Genomic DNA, 22,014 nt, shown 5'->3' with positions numbered 1-22,014 from the left:
CAAGATTGGTATTCAAGCACAAGCCGTAATTCTATTGATTTCTTCATACCATTCGGAATGGTTGACAATCACACTAAAGGAGCCATGGGAGGTACCAAGCATGAATATTTTTGAACGCGTTGCGGAACATCGGGCAGAGAGTGACCGTTTATCATGGAACGGGACATTTGAAGATTATATTGCACTGCTGAGAGAGGACCCGACTCCGGCAATGACGGCTCACGCACGAGTGTACCAGATGATTGAATCGTTTGGCGTGGAAGAAGTTGGGGGGCACAAACGGTACAAGTTTTTTGAACAGGAGATTTTTGGGCTGGATCGTTCCATTGAAAAGCTGGTGGAAGAATATTTCCACTCGGCAGCACGTCGTCTGGATGTTCGTAAACGTATTCTGCTGCTGATGGGCCCAGTCAGCGGAGGTAAGTCAACACTGGTAACGCTGCTGAAACGTGGCCTTGAACAATTCTCCCGCACAGAGAAGGGTGCTGTATACGCCATTGAAGGATGCCCAATGCATGAGGAGCCTCTGCATCTGATTCCGCTGGAGCTTCGTCCCGAAGTGGAAAAGGAGATCGGTGTCCGCATTGAGGGCAATCTCTGCCCATCCTGCCAGATGCGTCTTCGGACGGAATATGGCGGTGATATCAGTAAGGTGCGGGTAGAACGGGTCATCATTTCCGAGGATAGCCGGGTGGGAATCGGAACATTCAGTCCATCCGATCCCAAATCCCAGGATATTGCCGATCTGACAGGAAGTATCGACTTCTCAACCATCACCGAATTCGGCTCTGAGTCTGATCCGCGCGCCTATCGTTTTGACGGTGAATTGAACAAGGCCAACCGTGGATTGATGGAATTTCAGGAGATGCTGAAATGTGATGAGAAGTTTCTGTGGAACCTGTTATCGCTGACGCAGGAAGGTAATTTTAAAGCAGGCCGATTTGCCTTGATCAGTGCGGATGAAATGATTGTGGCGCATACGAATGAATCCGAGTACAAATCATTTATCTCCAACAAAAAGAATGAAGCCTTGCAATCCCGGATGATCGTCATGCCAATTCCTTACAACCTGAAGGTCTCCGAGGAAGAGAAGATTTACGGCAAGCTCATTCAGCAAAGTGATATGAAGCATGTCCATATTGCACCGCATGCCCTGCGGACCGCAGCCATTTTCTCCATACTTACCCGCTTGAAAGAAACGAAGAAACAAGGCATGGATCTGGTCAAAAAAATGCGGATGTATGACGGTGAAGAAGTCGAAGGGTACAAAGAAGCCGATCTACGTGAGATGCAAAATGAATATTTGGATGAGGGCATGTCGGGCATTGATCCACGTTATGTCATCAACCGGATATCCAGTGCTTTGATTAAGCAAAACCTTCAGTGCATTAACGCGTTGGATATTCTCCGGGCGATCAAGGATGGTCTGGATCAGCATGCTTCGATTTCAAAAGAGGAACGCGAGCGTTATCTGAACTTTATTGCCCTGGCTCGGAAAGAGTATGATGAGCTGGCGAAGAAGGAAGTGCAGAAAGCATTTGTCTACTCGTTCGAAGAGTCGGCCAGAACGCTGTTCGAAAATTACCTCGATAATATCGAGGCATTCTGCAACTGGTCCAAAATTCGTGATCCACTTACGGATGAGGAGATGGACCCGGATGAGCGCTTGATGCGTTCAATTGAGGAGCAGATCGGTATTTCCGAAAATGCCAAAAAAGCTTTCAGGGAAGAGATATTGATTCGCATCTCGGCTTATTCCCGCAAGGAACGGAAATTCGAATACAGCAGCCATGATCGTTTGCGTGAAGCGATTGAAAAGAAACTGTTCACTGACTTGAAGGATATTGTGAAGATCACAACTTCAACCAAGACACCAGATGCCACTCAACTGAAACGAATGAATGAAGTGATTAAACGGTTGATTGAAGAACATGGATATACCGCAGCCAGTGCGAATGAACTACTCCGTTATGTGGGTAGTCTGTTGAATCGCTAATCTGCAACGAACCATTCCGGATCAGGCTCCTGACGCCTGCTGTGAGGCTCCTTCACAGCAGGGTCAGGGGTCTTTTTATATAGGTATTTGTACAATTATGACTAGTAAAATGACAGAGAAGGTCAATTCCATGACAAATTAGTTCTAATGGTATATGTAAAATTAGGTCATTTAGTCTATAATCGGTAAACAGATATTTACAATTTAATATTTTTTGTGGTTATTAAGGAGCTGACAGAACTAGTTATGAGTATTACTATAGCAAGACAACAACAACTTGATTATATTGGGTTGACCGCCGGAGATTTGCAATTGCTTGCGGATCATCGACCTGCTTTTGAGAAAGTCGTGGACGAAGTGGTGGATCACTTCTACAATCATGTAGGCAATTATCCGAATTTGGTCGATCTGATTGCCCGGTTCTCGTCCATTGACCGTTTGAAGGAAACACAAAAGCTATACTGGTTATCCATGACCGATGGTGTAGTTGATGATGCATACATTGAACAGCGCATTGCAATCGGACTGGTCCATTCCCGCATTGGTTTATCCGAAGATTATTATCTGGGCACATATATGGTTTACCTTGATATTGCAACAAGCATATTCCAGCAAGTCATCCCTGAACACTGGCATCTGGTCATCCAGGCTCTTAGTAAAATGTTCAATCTCGATTCACAGCTTGTATTGGAGGCTTACGAGAAGAAGGAAAAGGAAAAATTAAATCAACTCGCTGAAGATCAGCAGCATACGTTGCTGGCAATCACGCAGATTACCCAGCAGTTGACGGGCATGATAAGTGAATTGAATGAAAATGCTCAGGCGATCTCTGATGTGGCCAGAGAAACGGCTGCCTCTCAGGATCAGGCAAATGGATTGTTGGAAGAGCTCACTAAGGAAATTCATCAGATTGGCAAAATGGGTGAGATCATTCGTGAAATCTCGGATCAGAGTCATCTCGTGGGCTTGAATGCCGCCATTGAAGCTGCACATGCAGGAGAATTTGGCCGGGGATTTGAGGTGGTTGCCAGTGAGGTTCGCAAGCTTGCGGCTAGTTCCCGAGAAGCTCAAGGAAAAATTCAGTCGAACTTGGCACAGATCATGAAGAAGCTTGGCAGTGTTCAACAGGAATCGGAGCACACTGCTTCGGGAGCAAGGCGTCAGGCATCCCGTTCAGAAGAGCTTGCGGTTTTTGCTACCACTATGGAGAAACTGGCACTTGATCTCAGGAAATTGGATCATCAGGAATAGGCGGTAATACTGGCTGGAAGCTGTGATACCGTTTCTGGCTGTTTTAAGCTATAATGGGTAGACAAACCTGCCGATGTTATAGTGAATGCAGCCGGAGACAGGGGATTTGAAAGAGGTTGAGGTGATCAGGTGGCTTCTATCCATGATGTGGCCAAAGAGGCGGGCGTATCTGTTGCAACCGTTTCCAAAGTGCTGAACGATTATCCCGATGTAAGTGACAAAACTCGCAAAAAAGTCAATATAGCCATCGAACTATTGAAATATCAACCGAATGTGGTTGCACGTGGACTTGTAAAACGCCGTTCTTGGACGGTAGGTGTATTGTTGACGGTTCCTTTTACCAATCCGTTTGTATCGGAGCTGCTTGAAGGAATCAAAACAGCGCTGGAAAACAGTGGATACGATCTTGTTCGACTATCTACACGTTTTGATGATCCAGCATACTCGTTTATTAAACATTGCCGCAGCCGAAATGTGGATGGCGTCGTTGTATTCGGGGAAGGAAGAGACAACAAGAGTCTTCAGGAATTGGTTACTGCGGAGATTCCGACGATGTTCATTGATACCGACTTGTTTGGCAAGCGGGCAGGATACATAACTACGGATAATGCAAATGCCATTGCCATGAGTGTGAAGCATTTGCATGAACTGGGTCACCAGAAAATTGCTTATATTTCAGGTACACTTGGGCCTGCTGTAGCGAATCTTCGACTGGATGGGTATCGGGAAGGCTTACGTGTCTGCGGCATTCCATATTCAACGGTGTACCTGGAGGTCTGTGACTATTCTTTCGATGGCGGCAGTAAGGCAGCTCGCCGATTGCTTGCATTGAAGGACCAGCCTACAGGGATTGTCTGTGCTTCAGATATGTCTGCTTTTGGTGCGATCCACGAAATTGAGAAGCATGGTTTACGGGTGCCGGAGGATGTATCTGTTGTCGGATTTGATAACACATACTATGCGGAAGTGTTCAAACCGGGGTTGACCACGATTAATCAAAATATTCATTCCATTGGGATCAAATCGATTGAATATCTGATCGCCATGATTGAAAATCCTGCCTATACTCCACCAGTCATTACGGAGCCATCCAATCTGGTGATACGTCAAACGACTGCACCTGCGCAAGCGTAAAGGTCTTCAAGCCAGCACAGCCTATGGGCTGTGCTTTTTTGGTATGTCATTTCATTTTAAGAAATACGGGGAGCAGAAGTTGCTGAGCAAAGCTGGCAGGAAAAGCTGTTGACTTTTTGCCACACAGACCCTAACAATAAAAGGCAGAATAATACAAAATTTCATGTAATCGCTTACTTTTACTGATGGATATAGGGAAACCGCAATTGTCATTCAATGGGAAGGGTGATGGTCATGCATCGGGTACTGCTGGTTGATGATGAAGTATATGCTCGCAAAGGACTTCGAAAACTGATCCGCTGGGAAGCATGCGGGTTCGAGGTGGCTGGAGAGGCGAATGATGGGGATGAGGCTTGTACCCGGATTGAAGAGCTGCAGCCGGACGTTGTCATTACGGATATACGTATGCCGGAGACGGATGGACTGGAATTGATTCGGCGTACGGTTGAGAGAGATGAGCAGGTTCTAACCATGCGCAAACAGCCCTATTTTATCATCGTGAGTGGATATAATGATTTTGCTTATGCCCAGCAGGCCGTAAGGTACGGGGTACAGGATTATATTTTGAAGCCAATTGATGAAATTGAACTGGAAGGGACTTTACGCAAGCTGGCGGAGGAGTTGAATCGTCACAAACATGCTGAACAAAACAGACGTGAGCAGGAATACGTCAGATTACTTGATCAGTTTATCTATGGCGAATCGGAATCGGGAACGCTTGAACAATGGACTGAACTGACGGGTACGCGTGCTGGCGACCCACTGGCATATCTGCTGTTTGAGAATAATACGCCACATTTCCGAGTTTCGGATAATGCTCAAGAAGAGGAGCCGGGAGCCAGGAACGGAGAGAATTTTGGCCGGATTGTGCAGTCTGTTCTTGGAAAGATGTATGCAAATCGCTCGTATCTTCATGTAAAAGAGCATGGCGAACGTATCGGAGTTCTGTTAACTGCGGAACATCTACGCCCCTATTTAAAGAATCTTCATGAGGTTGCTAGGCAAATGCAATCCTGCTTCGCCGAAATGGGTCATGACTCTGTAAGCATATATATCGGGAAGGTTTGTTATGAACCTTTACTCATTGGACATGCCTATCAGACCGCACTGAAGGCTATTTCCTATAAATTTATTTCAGAGAAGAGCGGGATCGTCCTGTATGATGACATGCAGCATGAACCTGTACAGTGGGTGCATACCGATTCATGAAAAGGAGCAGGAACTCCTGACACTTATGGAGGAACAACGGGTTGAGGCGTTGGAGAATGCAGTGGGTGAATGGTTCAACGGTATGAGAACGGTCAATTACGCTCCTGTTGCCGTGACGTCAGCAGTTCACCAATTGATCTCAGCGGTTCTATCGATTCTAAAATCGGCTGAAGCGAATGTGAAAGAGATACCTTCGTTCAAGCCAATTTTGGCATGGCAAGCAGATCGGGGAACGTTGGCTGAAGCCAGACAGTTGTTGACGGTTTTTATGCTGGATTCAGCACGTAAACTGGCGGAACAGCGTCAATACAATCACAGGGGAGCCATGACGAAAATCAAACAATATATTGAGGCCAACTACAGCAGCAATATTAGTTTGAGAAGTATTGCCTCCGAATTTTACATGAACCCGGTCTATTTGGGTCAACGCTTCCGCAAGGTGTATGGTGTGTATTTCAACGACTTCCTGCTTCAGCTTCGGATGGAGGAAGCCAAGAAGCTGCTGCGTCAGACGGATATGCGAGTATATGAAATTGCCGAGAGGGTTGGGTTCGGAAGCAGTGACTATTTCGCGACTCAATTTGAGAAAAAGGAATCATGTTCCCCTACGGAATATCGAAATCGCATCCTGGATGAAGGGTAGGGAGATGACATCGTGAAGCTCAACTTTTTTAATAATATCCGCCTACGGGATAAAATGCTGATTTTGTATCTTTTCTTTGTACTCGTACCTGTTATCCTGACTAATGTTATTTTCTATCAGGTGACCATAGCGAACGTAAAATCCCAGCGAATGGCAGACCTCTCCAAAGGAATGGAACAGATTCGAAGTCAATTTATGGGTGAGATTCGCAATGCGGCCGATTTTTCCTCAAGCTTTTATACGGACAGTATATTAAATGACATGCTGGATGTAAATTACACACATCCGGTTCAGTATATCGAAGCCTACGATTCCTATCTTCGCAAAATCCTGAATACCTATTACTCCGGTTACCGCTCCCTCCAAGGCTTGACGATATATGTGGATAACGAAAGTGTACTGCCTTCCGGGGGAGTTGAGTTTCTGACTGAAGAGGTTCGACAGTCCGAGCCATACAGGCTGCTGGCAAACAGTGAACACTCCGCACCCATTCTGATGAGATCCGGTCCTGAAGGGAATCGGCAGACGTTCAGCATTTTACGCAAACTCAATTATTATCAAGCTCTTCCTGGATGGAAGGAAAAGTTCGTACGATTGGATCTGAAGCCGTCGACGATTCGCCAGATTTTCACCAACCTTAACGTACAGGGCAACCTGTATCTGATTAATCCGGCTGGACAAATTGACTACTCTACGGATTCTGGTATCCCATGGACTAGTCAACTCGTGAATTATGGCGATGTTATGGATCATCAAAGTAAGAAAGAGTTCGAAATGGCCTTCCCATTGTCCGGTGAAATGGAGGGATGGAAAATCAACGGAGTGTTCGATGAATCCGAGATTTACAAGGAACTGGGCAAACCCAGTCACCTCGTCGTTGTGCTGGCCTGTATCAATCTGATTCTGCCGACCTGGATCATTATCTGGATGACACGCACAATCCACGTGAGGCTGGCACGAATATTGAAACACATGGAAAAAGTGAAGCATCAGCGATTTGAACCGATCAGACAGCCGGAATCGTCGGACGAGATTGGGCAGCTAACAGCCGAATTCAATCGCATGACGATGACGATCCATCGTCTAATTAACGACGTCTACGTGGCAGACATTCAACATAAAAATTTGGAGTTACAGCGGCGGCATGCCCAATTAAACGCATTGCAGAGCCAGATTAATCCACACTTTTTATTCAACGCGCTGGAGACCATCCGCATGCGCAGCCTCATGAAAGATGAGGATGAGACGGCACGAATTATTTATCATATGGCTAAAATTTTTCGGAATGCCCTAACCTGGAATCGGGATAAAGTTAGCATACAGGAAGAATTGGAATATGTGACCTGCTTTCTTGAAATCCAGAAATATCGTTTCGGTCACAAGTTGAATTATATGATTGATCTGGACCCAGAGGCTGCGGATTGTTCCATTCCCAAGATGACATTGTTGCCTTTTGTTGAAAATGCCAGCATTCATGGGATCGAACCACTGAAGGAAGGTGGGGAGATTCGGCTTTGTATTCGGCGAACAGGTACAGAACTAATCTGTGTGGTGGAGGATTCCGGGGCAGGTATGACAGAGGACAAAAGAAAACAGTTACTTTCTTACGTGGAAACGGAAGATTCAATGGGTGATCGCGTAGGTGTACAGAATGTCATCTATCGTCTGAAGCTGATCTACGATAGTCGGTTCCATATTCAGATCGATAGCGCTCCTAGGACTGGCACACGTGTCGAAATTGGTTTACCCCTCGAAGATTAACCAAATACGTTAAAGTATTAAAGATTCTAAGGCAATAATATATAGTTTATCGGGTAAACAAAGTTTGTCATCAACCTTATAATGAGAGTGCTTACATCAGTGGGGGGAGAAAGAGGGGGCGTTCATATTGGTTAACCATATGCTGAAGCGCTGGCTGCCGGCAATATTAGCTTTAACCATGATGACGGCTTGTTCCTGGGGAAGAAGCGAGATTGAACCGGAAGCCGGAGTAGTGCGAGACGGTAAAGAAAGCACAGAGAAGGTGACATTCACCTATTTTAAAGCGGGTTCCGGCAAGGACATCAATACAAACGAAACTAAAATTGGCAAAAAGCTGGAGGAACAAACTGGGGTTAATTTCAAAATTGAATACTTGGTTGGTGATATTAATACCAAAATCGGAACAATGATTGCAAGTAACAAGTACCCCGATGTGATGGTCCCGGATGGGGCTATTGACAAAATCGTGGATGCGGGTGCATTTATTCCTCTCAACGATCTGATTGATCAGTATGGACCAAACATTAAACGGGTGTATGAGTCGTACTACAACCTGATGAAAGAGGAAGATGGCAACATTTATTTTCTGCCCATGAGCGCAGTGGTTGGAGACTATCTGCCTAATCCGAATGTGGATCAAGGTGCCTTCTGGATACAGCGGCGTGTATTGAAGGAGGCTGGATATCCTAAGATCACCACACTGGATGAATACATGGATCTAATTAAACAATACGCTGTCAAACACAAAGATGAAGGATTGACTGGATTCCTGTCATTGACGTATGATGATAAATTTTTTACGATCACTAACCCAGCCATGCATCTTGCAGGTTATCCGAATGATGGAGCCATTATGGTGGATATGCAGACACAGGAAGCCAAGGACTATGGGCTTACCGAAGAGACCAAACGCTGGATGCAGAAGCTGAATGAAATGAATTCATTAGGGCTGTTTGATAAGTCCTCCTTTGTCGATAACTATGACCAGTATCTTGCGAAAGTGACCAGTGGGAAAGTGCTTGGATTCTTTGATTATGCCTGGCAGGTAGGGCAGGAAATGAACAATCTGAAGGAAGCCGGTAATGACGATTTGCGTTATATGGCACTGCCGATTGTGTTCGACGCAAACACTAAGGATCAGTATACTGATCCGCCGAGCTTTGTTAATAACCGGGGGATTGGCATTACCGTAAGCGCAGAAGATCCGGTCCGTATCATCCAATTCTTCGATAACCTATTAACGGATGAGAATCAAATTCTGTCCAACTGGGGGATCGAAGGAGAGACCTACGAAGTGGATGAAAAGGGGCGGTTTACGCGCTCTGCGGAAATGATCCAGAAAACAGATTCAGATGAGTTCCGTGAATCGTTCGGATTCAAATATTTTGAGTACAGCTGGCCGCGTTACGGTAATGGATCGACTCTGCCTGACGGTAATTCTGTCGGTGTAGAACGACAACCCGAAGTTGCCCAATTCTCCTATACGGATGGAGATAAGCTCATTCTGGAGAAGTATGGCGTGGAGACGTTCTCCCAATTGTTCGCTGCGCCAGATGAACGTCCATGGTACCCAGCTTGGAGCATTGCTTTTGATCAAGGTTCCCCAGCCCATATCTATGGACAGAAACGTACAGATCTGCAAAAGAAATATGTACCCAAACTAGTCTTCTCCAGTCCGTCTGACTTTAACAAAGTCTGGGATGCATATGTGAAGGAATTCAACAAGCTTGATGTGAAGGACTATGAACAGACGATGACCGAAGAAGTTCGCAAGAAGGCAAAACTGGTCCAAGGTGAATAAGGTGGCGAGGAAAGGATGGCACGGAGGGATAAACGCCTGCAAGGCGCGTGGTGAATGGGAATTTGGGGGATTTAAACATTCGTTTTATCTGGAAAAAAGTGTTGATTTTCACGTCTGGGACGTTTAGACTATATACATCAATATTAACGGGTTAGAGATGTATGACTTTGGCTTTATAAACAAGTCGGTGGTCTCCAGACAAATGATGTGGAGGGAGTGCCTGTCATCCAGACAGCGCACTCGCTTTTTTTTACATTTTGCATACATACAAGGCATTTCCCGGTTGAAAGGACAAAGTGAGTGGATCACCTACATGGAACGTACAACTTAGAACTGGTTATTTTATCTTACATTATTGCAGCGTTGGCTTCTTATGCAGCGCTTGACCTTGCGGGCCGGGTAAGTCTGGCTAAAGGCATGTCCCGAAATATCTGGCTTACCTGCGGCGCAGTCTCAATGGGTTTGGGAATCTGGTCCATGCATTTTGTGGGCATGCTAGCTTTTGTTCTTCCTATGCATGTGTCGTATTCCACAGGTGAGGTCTTTCTATCCGTTCTGCTTGCAATTATTGCATCTGGTGTAGCTTTAAATATTGCAGGTCAGCAGTCAGGTGAAATAAGCAAGCTCCTGATCGCAGGAGTGCTCATGACCGCAGGCATTAGCAGCATGCATTATGTTGGAATGGCTGCCATGTCGGTTACCATCACATATGAACCAGGCATAGTGTTATTATCCATTCTTATTGCAGCTTTAGCTTCATTTGCTGCCTTGTGGCTCATGTTTTTCTTCCGGCAGCATCAGTCACGTTATACATGGGTGTACAAGATGGGTAGCGGACTCATTATGGGGCTGGGCATCTCGGGCATGCATTATACAGGGATGTCAGCTGCACAGTTTCATCATATACATGATGCAATGGCTGGTTCAGGGATGCAGATTGAACCTTCGCTTCTCGCATATCTGATCGCTGCGGGTACTTTTATTGCCTTGGGGTTGACCTTGTTCGGTATCTTTATTAATCAGCGTCTATCTCAGAAGGATCGACGGATTCATGAAAATGAACAGTGGTATCAAGCCCTGTACGAAAACCATTCAGATGCCATTATTTCGGTGGATAAACAAGGGGCTATCAAGGGGATTAATGCTGCAGTCACACGTATTACAGGATACCAGGAAAGAGAGATCATACATCATTCTATTGATGAGATTTCAAAGCATGTTGACATTCATTGGACAAGTGAGATGCAGCATGTGGTGTGGGATGATGATAGCCGTGAGCAGCAGCATTTCATGGGAAATATGAAAAACGTTCATGGAAACCTGATTGATCTAAGTATCGCTGTAGTGCCTGTACTGATTGATGGTAAACACCAGGGAAGCCACATTCTGATCAAAGATATCACTGAGGAGAAACAGGCTCAGGAAAGCATCCGCCATCAGGCTCTGCATGATCCGCTGACCGGACTTCCCAATCGTCGCAAGCTGGATGATGTGCTGGAGAGCACGATCACGACTTCTGGGGCAACAGGAAGTTCATTTGCGGTTATGGTGATGGATATCGATCGTTTCAAAATGATTAATGACTCTCTGGGACATTCCATTGGAGATGTGTTTCTTCGGGAAGTGAGCGGCAGAATTATGAGTGCAATCCAGGATTCAGACCCGAACGCGACGGATAATGTCATGCTTGCTCGTATGGGGGGCGATGAATTCACACTGGTTGTTACGAATGAGCAGGGGAATGAGGAACGGGTGGCTGAACTGGCAGAACGGATTGTTCGAGCGATTCAGCTTCCTTATCGGTTAAAGGAAAACGACTTTTATGTTACAGCCAGCATTGGAATCGCAATGTATCCGTATCATGGAAAAGGAGCGGATGCGTTGTTGAAGCATGCAGACTCTGCCATGTATGAGGTCAAGAAAAACGGCAAGAACGGTTTTCAATTTTACACGGCCCAGCTGGATTCGGAGCTATATGAACGAATTGAACTGGAAGGGTATTTGCGCAAAGCACTGGAACGGGACGAGCTGGTCCTGTATTATCAACCTCAGATACGTACAGAAGACAGCCGTATGATTGGCGTAGAGGCTTTGATTCGCTGGAATCATCCAGACAAGGGTATTCTGTCTCCGAATGTGTTCATTCCACTGGCAGAAGAGACAGGCTTGATCTATGAGATCGGGAACTGGACACTGCGCGAAGCGTGCAGACAGATGAAACTTTGGCATACGAGTGGCGGGCCGCTCATTCCGGTATCTGTTAACTTGTCTAGTCAGCAGTTTCATCAATCCAACCTGGTGGAGCAGGTCAAAAATGCACTCACGGAGACTGGCCTTGATGCCCGTTATCTTGAATTGGAAATTACAGAGAGTATGATGATGGATGCATCCGTATCCACAGGTATTCTGAATGAACTTACAGCGCTTGGAGTCAAAATCAGCCTGGATGATTTCGGAACAGGATATAGCTCGCTGAGTTATTTGAAGCATTTTCCAATTCATAAACTGAAGATTGACCGTTCCTTCGTGACGGATATTACGGAGAGCCGAAGTGATCAGGCGATTGTAGCCACGATCATATCGATGGCTCAGAATCTGAAGATGGAAGTGATCGCGGAAGGGATCGAGACGAAAGGACAGCTGGATATTCTGATGCAAAATGATTGCCGCGAAATTCAGGGATATTATTTCAGCCGTCCATTGCCGGCAAGCGAAGTGGAGCATGACTTTTTTGTGCCGCTGCGGCTGCATGGAGCTCCAACGATTCTCTAAGTTCACTTAATTGCCAAGCGGCAAGTCCCCGCCATATGCCAGGGACTTGCCGCTTTTTGTATTCTTATGATAAAAACTTGCGGTGATGCTTCTTGCCGTCATATGTGAACCAGATCGGTTTATCTTCTACGCGCGTTTCTACATGGACGGTACGCCCCCAGAGACGGTACAGATAAGGAAGGGTCCGTTCCATATATTTCAGATCCAGCTCAATGCCTTCATATTGATGCTTGAGCACGAGTTCTCCTGTGCGCAGGTAATCGGCATCCTGAACGACGAGGTACGGAGAACCACCGTTGATGCGTGAAAATACAAGCTGATCCCGTATGTTTTGCCAGGACTTGTCGGTAATTTTCCAGTCCGGGCCTTTTTTCTCGAATACATAGAGGTCGAGGTCTTCGGTTAATTGCTTGGTCATGTAATTGCGGATAAATGAAGTATCGGAATCGAATTCACGTACCTCAAACATTTTGGTACGACCTTGCCCAGGTTGGCGTCCAAAACGTTCTCGTTCTTCCCTGGACGGGTTATCCCAGCGACGTTCAATATCCTCGAATATTTTCAGCCCTAAATAGTAGGGATTCAGACTTTGCTTGGATGGCTGCACGACGGAAGAGTTTAGTTTGGCAAATTCAATCGTATCCTCACTGTTCAGGTCGAGCTCCCGTATAATACGTTGATGCCAGTAGGAGGCCCAGCCTTCATTCATAATTTTCGTTTCCATCTGCGGCCAGAAATAGAGCATTTCCTCACGCATCATACTCATAATATCCCGCTGCCAATCCGTCAACACTTCAGAAAATTCCTGGATAAACCACATGACATCCTTTTCCGGTTCTGGCGGGAAGTGATGCACTTGTATTCCTTCCGCAGGTGTTTCCTCGATCTGGGTATCATCAAGGGACCACAAGTCATCATAGCGACCTTCCGGCCTTGGCGTTTTCTCCCCACGCTGCTCCCGCATTTTCATCTCCATATAACGTTGTTTGTCCAAATGGCGGGGTTTGATCAACTGTGGATCGACATGTTCCTGAATCGCTATAACGGCGTCAATGAACGCTTCAACGGCCTCTGTACCATATTCCATCTCATAGTTGCTGATCCGATCAGCCGTCGCTGCCATGCTCTCCACCATATTACGATTCGACTTGGAGAAGCGGGCGTTGTTTTTGAAGAAATCGCAGTGAGCCAGCACGTGTGCGACGATCAGCTTGTTCTGGATCAGCGAGTTGCCATCCAGCAGGAAGGCGTAACAAGGGTTGGAATTGATTACGAGCTCATAAATTTTACTGAGTCCAAAATCATATTGCATCTTCATTTTATGAAAAGTTTTCCCGAAGCTCCAGTGACTGAACCGGGTCGGCATACCATACGCTCCAAAGGTATAGATGATATCGGCAGGGCATATTTCATAACGCATCGGATAATAATCCAGGCCGAATCCATCGGCAATCTCCATAATCTCGGCAATGGCGTATTCAAGGTCGCGAATTTCATCTGTCATCTTACGCTGCCTCCTTCCCGTTTCTGGAAAAAGCTGCGCAAAGCTTTGTACACTTCGCCTTTTTCTTTGATCACATAATACATGAACTGGTCGATCTTGATATGACGATAGGCGGACATGAGTGTGCTGCTGCGGTTGTACTGGTTCACCTCGCCATATCCAAACATGTTGCTGCGCTTCATCAGCTCACCAATCAGTTTGACACACCGCTCATTATCCGAGGTCAGGTTATCTCCGTCCGAGAAGTGGAAAGGGTAGATATTGTAGCTGGAAGGTGGATAACGGCTATCAATAATTTCCAGTGCCTTCATATATACAGAGGAGCAGATGGTACCTCCACTTTCGCCGCGTGTGAAGAATTCTTCCTCGGTAACTTCCTTGGCTTCGGTATGATGGGCGAGAAAAACAATCTCGACCTTCTCATACTGACGGCGGAGGAAGCGGGTCATCCAGAAAAAAAAGCTCCGAGCGCAATATTTCTCAAAGGAGCCCATGGACCCGGAAGTGTCCATCATGGCGATAATGACTGCATTGGACTGTGGAATAATTTTGTCTTCCCACGTCTTGTAACGCAGATCATCCGGACTGATATGGTGAATACCCGGATTGCCGGTAGTGGCGTTGCGACGCAAGTTCTCCAATATAGTGCGTTTCTTGTCAATATTGGACTGCATGCCTTTTTTGCGAATATCGTTGAATACCACTGTATGTGTCTCAATCTGATCCTTGTCTTTTTGCTTCAGATCCGGAAGCTCCAGTTCCGCAAAAAGCATATCTTCCAATTCCTCGATGCTCACCTCGGCTTCAACAATGTCATGCCCGGGTTGATCTCCGGCCTTTTCACCTTTGCCTGGTTTCTTCGAAGCGGGATCACGACCGATGACATCCCCGACCTGACTGTCACCGTCTCCCTGCCCCACATGTTTTTGCTTTTGGTAGTTATACACAAAACGGTACTCATCCAGGCTGCGGATTGGTACCTTGATGATTTGTTGTCCATCGGACATAATGATGTTTTCTTCAGTAATCAAATCAGGCAGATTCTGCTTGATGACATCTTTAACCTTTTGCTGATGGCGTTGCTGGTCCTGGTACCCTTTGCGGTGAAGCGACCAATCTTCCCGGGATACGACGAACGAGTAAGGCTGGTTTGAATTTGACATGTAGGCACCCCCCATTGAGATTACGCGGCACAGTTTGGCCTGTCGGTAATTAAGTATATTCACGGGCGGGGACGATATGTGATGCGTGAGTAGATAAAATGATACAATTACGCGAGTTTGCCTTCCGGGATCATCTAAAATTGTACAGATCGTCCGGAACTTTTTTACAGAAACGATGAACAAGTGTGACGAACTTCCTTTACAATAGGGACAGGTGTTTACTTGACATCCCTCAGAGGGATGTGTGCAAAGGAAGGATATCATTTGGATAAAAGGGCAGTTAAGGCATGGATTATGTATGATTGGGCCAACTCGGCCTATGCGACGACGGTACTTGCTGCCGTTCTCCCCGTCTTCTACGCTTCCGTGGCTGCAGCTACACTCGATGCAGATACCGCAGCATCTTATCTGGCATACACCCATTCCATCGGTATGTTATGTGTAGCGCTGCTAACTCCTTTGCTGGGGACATTAGCGGATTTAGCGGGGCGCAAAGGTGATTTTCTGCGAGTATTCTCTATCATTGGCATCGTTGCAACACTCGGATTCAGTTTCATTGGGGAGGGAGACTGGCTGCTCGCTTCTGCACTGCTGGTCATTTCGACAATCGGGTTTGCAGGTGGAAATACATTCTATGATGCAATGCTGCCTGATCTGGTGTCAGCCGATCGAAGAGATATGATCTCCTCCAAAGGCTATGCTTATGGTTATATTGGTGGAGGATTGCTTCTTGCGATCAATATGCTAATGATTCAGCAGCCTGAGTGGTTTGGGATGGCGAGTACACTTGCGGGAACAAGACTTGCTTTTATTTCCGTAGCGTTGTGGTGGTTGGTATTTTCCATTCCTTTATTCCGCCATGCCCCGCGTCGACCTGCTGCACCGGATATGCCCAAGTCATGGAAAGGGTATGCAGGAGTGGGTGTACGCAGACTTGGCCGAACTTTTCGCCAGATACGGCGCTTTCCCCAGTTGATGCGCATGCTGGTTGCTTTCTGGTTTTTCAATGACGGCATTAACACGATTATCTTGATGGCAACGATCTATGGAACAAGCATTGGGATCGGAACAGCAGATCTGATGCTGGCTTTGTTACTGACCCAGTTTATCGGGTTTCCTTGCACATTGTTGCTGGGGGCATGGGCACAGCGTTGGGGCGCGAAGCAGGTGTTGATGGTAAGCTTGTCCATTTACATATGCATCGTTATCTTAGGGTATTTCATGACGTCAGCCATTCATTTTTATCTGCTCGCTGGGCTGGTTGGCGTAGTGCAGGGCGTAAGTCAATCAACAGCGCGTTCTTTGTTCAGTAATTTGATACCTGCTGGTAGAACTGGAGAGTATTTTGGATTTGTGAATATTACAGGAAAATTTTCTTCCATTTTTGGGCCGTTTGTGTTTGGTTGGGTGGGCCAATTAACAGGGTCAACCCGTTGGGGGATTCTGTCTTTAATTTTCTTTTTCGCTGCGGGGATTGCAGTGCTGGTGACTGTGAAAGTGCAGCAGGGGATGTCGGATGCGATTCAGGCGGATCAGGAAGAAGGGCAGGGCTGGATGCATCATCCCATTTCGGGAAAAAGCTCAGAGGCAAGATCGACTGGATAAGTGGTTATTAACGTTTTATAGCTAATGTTCATCATTAATAATAGTAGCTCCATGGGCATGTTTTTCGTAAACTGCTCTGGAGCTTTTTCATGTTTATGCAATAGTTACAAATGATGAGGGTCATAGAATAAGTATAAGTGATTAAACGACAGAAAACAGAATAGAGTGGATAGAAAGATATTATGAAAAGGTGAAAATAAAAGATTGACATGATACATTTTGTATCATAGAGTAAAAGCATGAATACATATCGTATCTAAAGATTGTCGAAAGTACATCATCCATTTTACCTATTCCCGTATGGGAATATTAGCGGATATTGATATAAAGAGCTATACCAACTGCATGCTTATTTTAATTTTACAGAGGAGAGGCTGCCATTGGTAGATGTTCATGGTAACGGACTTGTCTTACTACTATGTGTACCTCGCAGTGGAAGTTCGCTATCCACCGTGATGCTGCAAAATCACAGCCGTGTATTTGCCACACAGGAGATGTGGTTTCTGATGAATCTTGTAGATTTGCAGAAGGCTGATTCCCGCCCCTATGGTGGAAGTGCCATTATCCGTCAGTTTTACAGCGCTATGGTTTCAGACGAAGGTTTTGAGAAGGCGTGCAGAAGCTTTGCTCTTGAAATCTATAACGGATTTCTGGAGGGGAGCGGTGCAGACTTCATCGTAGATAAATCTCCTCGTTACTATTATATGCTGGAATGGCTTGATCGCCTGTTTCCACAGTCCAAGCGCATTCATCTCCAGCGTAACCCCCTTGCCATAGCTGCTTCCTACAAAAAGGTAAACCGCCATACCGGAGAAGGATTCGAACTGATTCGCAGCTTGCAGAGTCCGAACCTTAATATGAAAGCAGTTGATCTCACACTGGGCATGCTCCGTTTAAATGATTATTTTGCGGACAAACACACGAATGCCTATGAAGTTCAGTACGAACAACTTGTCTCCAACCCTCGGGACGAAATGGAAAAGTTATGCGGTTTTCTTGGCATCGGATATGAAGAGGGAATAGAGCAATATGGACGCTTTGTGGACAGTACAAAGTCCAATATGTTCTATAGTATGGGTGTCGGTGATCCGTTTCTATCCTCGCATCAGGAAGCTCATAAAGATTCTGTTAACAACTGGAAAAAAATACTCGATCCACAGGAAGTTGAATTCTATTGCCGGGTGATAGGCGCAGATCTATTCCATCGGATGGGCTACAGTGAACAGCTCAAAGAAGCCGAGCAATGGACGGGTGTACGTTACGAAGCTGGCCCGGATGAGGAAGTCATATCCAAGCTAACGCTTCAATTCTCAGAAGCAACGGGCAGCAGCTGGCAGCAGGGTTACCGGATGCAGCCTGTAGACCTAGCGAGCAATACTCCAGATGGAAACAGGGATAATCAGACAGCGAATGAACCCGATGCAATTGACCCGACACTGGCCGCACTGGCAACGATCAGGCAGTTGGAAGCTGCATTACGTGCAGCCGATAATCGGCTGGAGCGAGGGTACAATGAGCGGGAACGGTTAAAGGTACAGCTTGCGTCTGCTCACAGCAAGATTCAGCGTATCAAATCCTTGATTCCGTTTGGGAACCAGATAAGCGCCTGGGCTTCACAGCGCAAGATACTCCGGGGAGGAAAGTCATGAGCGCTATAGCAGGAATTGTTCACACCGATGGTCAGCAAGCGTTATGGGAGGACAGTTGGCGCTTATATGCCAGTCTGGGCCACGTTCCGGCGGATACAACGGGGGTATGGAAAGGTAATGAAGCTTTTCTAAGCTGCCACGCCCAGTGGATTACGCCGGAGTCAGTCAGCGAGCAATTGCCCTTATATGATGAAGTGAGTGGTCTGACTATCACGGCGGATGCCATTTTGGATAATCGGGAGCAGCTGGCAGATCAACTGTCCATATCGAGGGCTGAGTTAGCCGGATTGTCGGATAGTGAACTGATCTTGCGAGCTTATCAGCGGTGGGATGAACATATGGCAGAGAAACTGCTTGGCGATTTCGCTTTCGCAATCTGGGATGATCGCAAGCGTAGACTCTTCGCTGCCAGAGATATTACGGGCATGAGATCCTTTTATTTTCGGCATGATGGTGAACGGTTTGCCTTCTGTACCTTAATGAATCCGTTGCTGCAATTGGAAGGTGTACATAAAGAATTGGACGAAATCTGGTTGTCCGAATTTCTTGCCATTCCCGACATGCATGACTCAGCAGATATCCATTCGACCGTCTATCGCGGAGTGAGCCAGCTGCCCCCTGCCCATACACTTAGCTTCAGGGATGGCAGGCTGGAACAGAAACAATATCATCGTTGGGACGAAGTGGAGCCTCTACGGCTCAAGTCCGACGGGGAATATGTAGAAGCATTCCGTGAGGTATTTGGTCAAGCTGTTGGATCGCGTTTGCGAACGCATCGACAGGTGGCTGCTGCTTTAAGCGGAGGACTGGATTCTGGGGCTGTGGTTGGATATGCATCAGGAACACTGCGGAGTCAAGGGAAAACATTAAATGCCTACAGCTACGTTCCTGTGTCTGATTTTACGGATTACACATCCAAAACACTGTTAGCAGATGAACGCCCGTTTATCCAGTCTACGGTTAATCATGTCGGTAATATCAAGGAGAATTATCTTGATTTTGAGGGTAGAAGCCCTCTTAGTGAAGTGGACACCTGGCTTGATATTATGGAAATGCCTTATAAATACTTTGAAAATTCATTCTGGATTCGTGGTTTTTATGAAAAAGCGAGCCAGCAGGATGCAGGCATCCTATTGACTGGAGCGCGGGGCAACTTCACGGTCTCCTGGGGCCCAGCACTAGATTATTACGCCAGTTTGCTAAAAAGCGGACGTTGGTTCCGGTGGCTCCGGGAAATGCAGCAGTACAGTGAACGTACCGGGATGAAGTTCTCGCGAATTGCCAAAATTACGGGTCGTAAAGCGTATCCGGAATTGTTCAAATCCATGGCAAAGGGAGCTGCCCAAGCTGCGTCGGTGCAATTAATCCATCCGGAGTTTGCTAGACGAACAGGCGTATTGGAACGACTCAAATCAATTATTGTTCTGCAAGGCGGTGCTCAGGCAGATGCGCTCAAAGTACGGGCAGAGAAATTCAACAATCTGGCCATTGCGAACAAAAATGGTGCTGTCGCCACCAAATGCTCTCTTCGTTATCGGGCATGGGAGCGTGATCCTACGAGTGACGCTAGAGTGATCCGTTTCTGTCTGTCCGTACCGATTGAACAATATGTTAATCAAGGGACGGATCGTGCTTTGATTCGGCGGGCTACATCACCTGAGCTGCCTGACAAAGTTAGGTTAAATCAGCGAGTGCGTGGTGTTCAGCCCGCGGATTGGTTGCACCGCATGATTCCCAATTGGGGCGATTTTACTGCCGAATTACGTGCGTTATGTTCTGACAGCCGGGTCGCTGGCATATTGAACACAGAGCGAATCAAGTCCGCACTTGCTAATTTTCCAAACCCTCGACCCGAGCTTGCGTCCCACCCGGACTTGCGGTTAATGATGCATAGCCTGATCGTATATCGATTCATCCGAAAGTTCTGATGTATCTGGTGAATCTAGCGATATAAAGGGATACGGATTCTAATCAGTTGACTCATGAGAGGAGGTGAATACGATGCAAATGGAAAAAAAGGAATGGCAAGCACCAGCACTGGAAGTATTGGAAGTGAACCAAACAATGGCGGGCGTAGGTTACAGACAGATCGACTGGATTACAGTTCACGATGCTGACATGTACGATCCAACTTCCTAAGTTGTTTAGTTTTAACATGTGCCATCATACTTAGAAGGGCGGAAAGGGCAATATTCCACTTTTCGCCTCCGCCCTTATATTGAGCAGTGCGAATATAAGGGCTTTTTTTATCTATATGCAGATCGTGAAGGAGGAGTCATTCATTGTTGCCTGTGCAGTATGAAGCGTATGGCTTGCGTTGGTTGAGCCAATTCCCCATGCCTGAACTCCAAACCGTACAGAACGGTACAGATTCTGAATCTGTCCATGCGGATGTACACATTGAGATTGCTGATTTGCAAGCACACTGGGAAGAGTGGGATGTGGGAAGAGATAACTTTGTATCCCGGAATGGCAGTCTTTTTTTTCGAATCGAGGATACGGGTCTGTTTCTCATGGTGCAAGGACGCCGCATTGTGGTATCCCCTCAAGCGGGAGCGGACGACAAAAAGGTTAGATTGTTCGTGCTGGGCACATGTATGGCGGTCATTATGATGCAGCGCGGCATTCTTCCGCTGCACGGAAGTGCGGTGGTCATTGACGGTTGGGCATATGCATTTGTTGGACATTCGGGTGCGGGCAAATCTACTTTATCCGCTGCACTTGCTTCACGTGGCTATCCACTCTTAACGGATGATGTTGTGGCACTGACATGGGATGCGGGGGGAAGAGCAATCGTATCGCCGGGGTATCCGCAGCAAAAGTTATGGCAGCCCAGCCTTGATGGATTCGGCATGAAGGAACAGGATTATGCAACGGTTCATGCAGAGATTACGAAGTACGCGATACCTGTTCAGCACTATTTTCATGATAGACCGGTTCCGCTTGCTGCTGTTTTTGAACTTGATCCAAAGCCGGAAGAGATGCTGAAACCCGTACAGCTGATGGAAGTAGCAGGATTGGAACGCCTTCACATGTTGTGCTCTCATACCTTTCGGAGTGGTCTTGTGACCAGGCAGGGTCTGGCACAATGGCTGTTCGAGACAGTCTCAAGACTGTCCGCCAGTATCCAAGTTTTCAGAATCACGAGGTCAGGATCTGATTTTACTGCTTTTGAGATGGCTGACCGGATTACAGAACATGCACGTAAAGGAGTGTATACAGGACAATGACTGCAACGAAGCCAATGAATGGGGAAGAACGTGTGTTGCGGAAGGAAGGCAATCTTGTCAGTGACATGGGCGGGGAAAAAGTCATGATGAGCATTCATAACGGAAAGTACTATAATCTGGGCAGCACAGGTGGACGAATCTGGGATCTGATCAGTGAAGAACGAACATTGAATGAATTGGTTGAAGTGTTAGCCTCAGAATATGAGATTGAACCAGAGCTATGCCGTGAACAGGTTGTTCAATTCCTTGAGCATCTGACACATGAAGGATTAATTGACGTTACCCGTGGAGAGTAG

General features: G+C 46.5%; 16 protein-coding genes. 14 read left to right on the top strand and 2 right to left on the bottom strand.

Annotated features, from left to right (window positions below; all coding sequences use genetic code 11):
• Positions 1 to 100: 100 nt before the first annotated feature.
• From G3352_RS20815 to G3352_RS20780, 8 genes are all read left to right on the top strand, one after another.
• Positions 101 to 1,996: a PrkA family serine protein kinase gene (locus G3352_RS20815; RefSeq protein ID WP_163759398.1), complete on the top strand. Its 1,896-nt coding sequence runs from the start codon at positions 101 to 103 to the stop codon at positions 1,994 to 1,996.
• Between the two features lie 246 nt (positions 1,997 to 2,242).
• Positions 2,243 to 3,247 carry a globin-coupled sensor protein gene (locus tag G3352_RS20810; protein WP_163759396.1) on the top strand — a complete coding sequence of 335 codons (1,005 nt, stop codon included), beginning with the start codon at positions 2,243 to 2,245 and terminating at the stop codon, positions 3,245 to 3,247.
• Between the two features lie 129 nt (positions 3,248 to 3,376).
• Positions 3,377 to 4,381 (top strand): LacI family DNA-binding transcriptional regulator, encoded by a 1,005-nt coding sequence (locus G3352_RS20805; RefSeq protein ID WP_099854816.1) that lies wholly within the window; start codon positions 3,377 to 3,379, stop codon positions 4,379 to 4,381.
• Between the two features lie 234 nt (positions 4,382 to 4,615).
• A complete protein-coding gene (locus tag G3352_RS20800; protein WP_205524974.1) occupies positions 4,616 to 5,590 on the top strand; it encodes a response regulator in 975 nt (324 codons plus the stop codon).
• Positions 5,556 to 6,233, top strand: a complete 678-nt coding sequence (locus G3352_RS20795; protein ID WP_163759392.1) for a helix-turn-helix transcriptional regulator — start codon at positions 5,556 to 5,558, stop codon at positions 6,231 to 6,233. The genes G3352_RS20800 and G3352_RS20795 overlap by 35 nt, the downstream gene beginning before the upstream one ends.
• A 12-nt stretch (positions 6,234 to 6,245) precedes the next feature.
• On the top strand, positions 6,246 to 7,994 hold the full coding sequence (locus tag G3352_RS20790) for a sensor histidine kinase (protein WP_345940787.1): 1,749 nt from the start codon (positions 6,246 to 6,248) through the stop codon (positions 7,992 to 7,994).
• A gap of 139 nt (positions 7,995 to 8,133) precedes the next feature.
• Positions 8,134 to 9,795 carry an ABC transporter substrate-binding protein gene (locus G3352_RS20785; protein WP_163759635.1) on the top strand — a complete coding sequence of 554 codons (1,662 nt, stop codon included), beginning with the start codon at positions 8,134 to 8,136 and terminating at the stop codon, positions 9,793 to 9,795.
• A gap of 300 nt (positions 9,796 to 10,095) precedes the next feature.
• Positions 10,096 to 12,567, top strand: a complete 2,472-nt coding sequence (locus tag G3352_RS20780; protein ID WP_163759390.1) for an EAL domain-containing protein — start codon at positions 10,096 to 10,098, stop codon at positions 12,565 to 12,567.
• 64 nt (positions 12,568 to 12,631) lie between these two features.
• Here the strand turns inward: G3352_RS20780 and G3352_RS20775 are convergent, their stop codons facing one another.
• Complete coding sequence (locus G3352_RS20775) at positions 12,632 to 14,071, bottom strand: SpoVR family protein (protein WP_163759388.1); 1,440 nt, start codon at positions 14,069 to 14,071, stop codon at positions 12,632 to 12,634.
• Positions 14,068 to 15,234, bottom strand: coding sequence for a sporulation protein YhbH (gene yhbH, locus G3352_RS20770; RefSeq protein WP_163759387.1), 1,167 nt, complete (start codon positions 15,232 to 15,234; stop codon positions 14,068 to 14,070). The genes G3352_RS20775 and yhbH overlap by 4 nt, the downstream gene beginning before the upstream one ends.
• 264 nt (positions 15,235 to 15,498) lie before the next feature.
• Between yhbH and G3352_RS20765 the strand changes: the two genes are divergently transcribed.
• The 6 genes from G3352_RS20765 to G3352_RS20740 all read left to right on the top strand — a co-directional run bounded on the left by G3352_RS20765 (position 15,499) and on the right by G3352_RS20740 (position 22,014).
• A complete protein-coding gene (locus tag G3352_RS20765; RefSeq protein ID WP_163759385.1) occupies positions 15,499 to 16,839 on the top strand; it encodes an MFS transporter in 1,341 nt (446 codons plus the stop codon).
• Positions 16,840 to 17,219: 380 nt separating this feature from the next.
• Positions 17,220 to 18,488 (top strand): sulfotransferase family protein, encoded by a 1,269-nt coding sequence (locus G3352_RS20760; protein ID WP_163759383.1) that lies wholly within the window; start codon positions 17,220 to 17,222, stop codon positions 18,486 to 18,488.
• A complete protein-coding gene (locus tag G3352_RS20755) occupies positions 18,485 to 20,416 on the top strand; it encodes an asparagine synthase-related protein (RefSeq protein ID WP_163759382.1) in 1,932 nt (643 codons plus the stop codon). The genes G3352_RS20760 and G3352_RS20755 overlap by 4 nt, the downstream gene beginning before the upstream one ends.
• Positions 20,417 to 20,489: 73 nt before the next feature.
• Entirely contained in the window at positions 20,490 to 20,627 is a 138-nt protein-coding gene (locus G3352_RS20750) for a paeninodin family lasso peptide (protein ID WP_205524973.1), read from the top strand.
• 143 nt (positions 20,628 to 20,770) lie between these two features.
• Positions 20,771 to 21,718 carry an aldolase gene (locus tag G3352_RS20745; protein WP_163759380.1) on the top strand — a complete coding sequence of 316 codons (948 nt, stop codon included), beginning with the start codon at positions 20,771 to 20,773 and terminating at the stop codon, positions 21,716 to 21,718.
• Positions 21,715 to 22,014, top strand: a complete 300-nt coding sequence (locus G3352_RS20740) for a lasso peptide biosynthesis PqqD family chaperone (protein ID WP_163759378.1) — start codon at positions 21,715 to 21,717, stop codon at positions 22,012 to 22,014. Before G3352_RS20745 ends, G3352_RS20740 begins: the two co-directional genes overlap by 4 nt.

It is taken from the genome of Paenibacillus sp. ALJ109b (assembly GCF_010747435.1).
Taxonomy (GTDB): Bacteria; Bacillota; Bacilli; order Paenibacillales; family Paenibacillaceae; genus Paenibacillus; species Paenibacillus taichungensis.
Note: the sequence above shows the minus strand (reverse complement) of the source record. Positions and strands in the feature narration are given on the sequence as shown.

Bases quoted from the DNA above. Each gene is read 5' to 3' on its own strand.
- G3352_RS20775 (WP_163759388.1), bottom strand. From the start codon at position 14,071: ATGACAGATGAAATTCGCGACCTTGAATACGCCATTGCCGAGATTATG.
- yhbH (WP_163759387.1), bottom strand. From the start codon at position 15,234: ATGTCAAATTCAAACCAGCCTTACTCGTTCGTCGTATCCCGGGAAGAT.
- G3352_RS20755 (WP_163759382.1), top strand. From the start codon at position 18,485: ATGAGCGCTATAGCAGGAATTGTTCACACCGATGGTCAGCAAGCGTTA.
- G3352_RS20795 (WP_163759392.1), top strand. From the start codon at position 5,556: ATGAACCTGTACAGTGGGTGCATACCGATTCATGAAAAGGAGCAGGAA.
- G3352_RS20815 (WP_163759398.1), top strand. From the start codon at position 101: ATGAATATTTTTGAACGCGTTGCGGAACATCGGGCAGAGAGTGACCGT.
- G3352_RS20750 (WP_205524973.1), top strand. From the start codon at position 20,490: ATGCAAATGGAAAAAAAGGAATGGCAAGCACCAGCACTGGAAGTATTG.
- G3352_RS20800 (WP_205524974.1), top strand. From the start codon at position 4,616: ATGCATCGGGTACTGCTGGTTGATGATGAAGTATATGCTCGCAAAGGA.
- G3352_RS20785 (WP_163759635.1), top strand. From the start codon at position 8,134: ATGCTGAAGCGCTGGCTGCCGGCAATATTAGCTTTAACCATGATGACG.
- G3352_RS20810 (WP_163759396.1), top strand. From the start codon at position 2,243: ATGAGTATTACTATAGCAAGACAACAACAACTTGATTATATTGGGTTG.
- G3352_RS20740 (WP_163759378.1), top strand. From the start codon at position 21,715: ATGACTGCAACGAAGCCAATGAATGGGGAAGAACGTGTGTTGCGGAAG.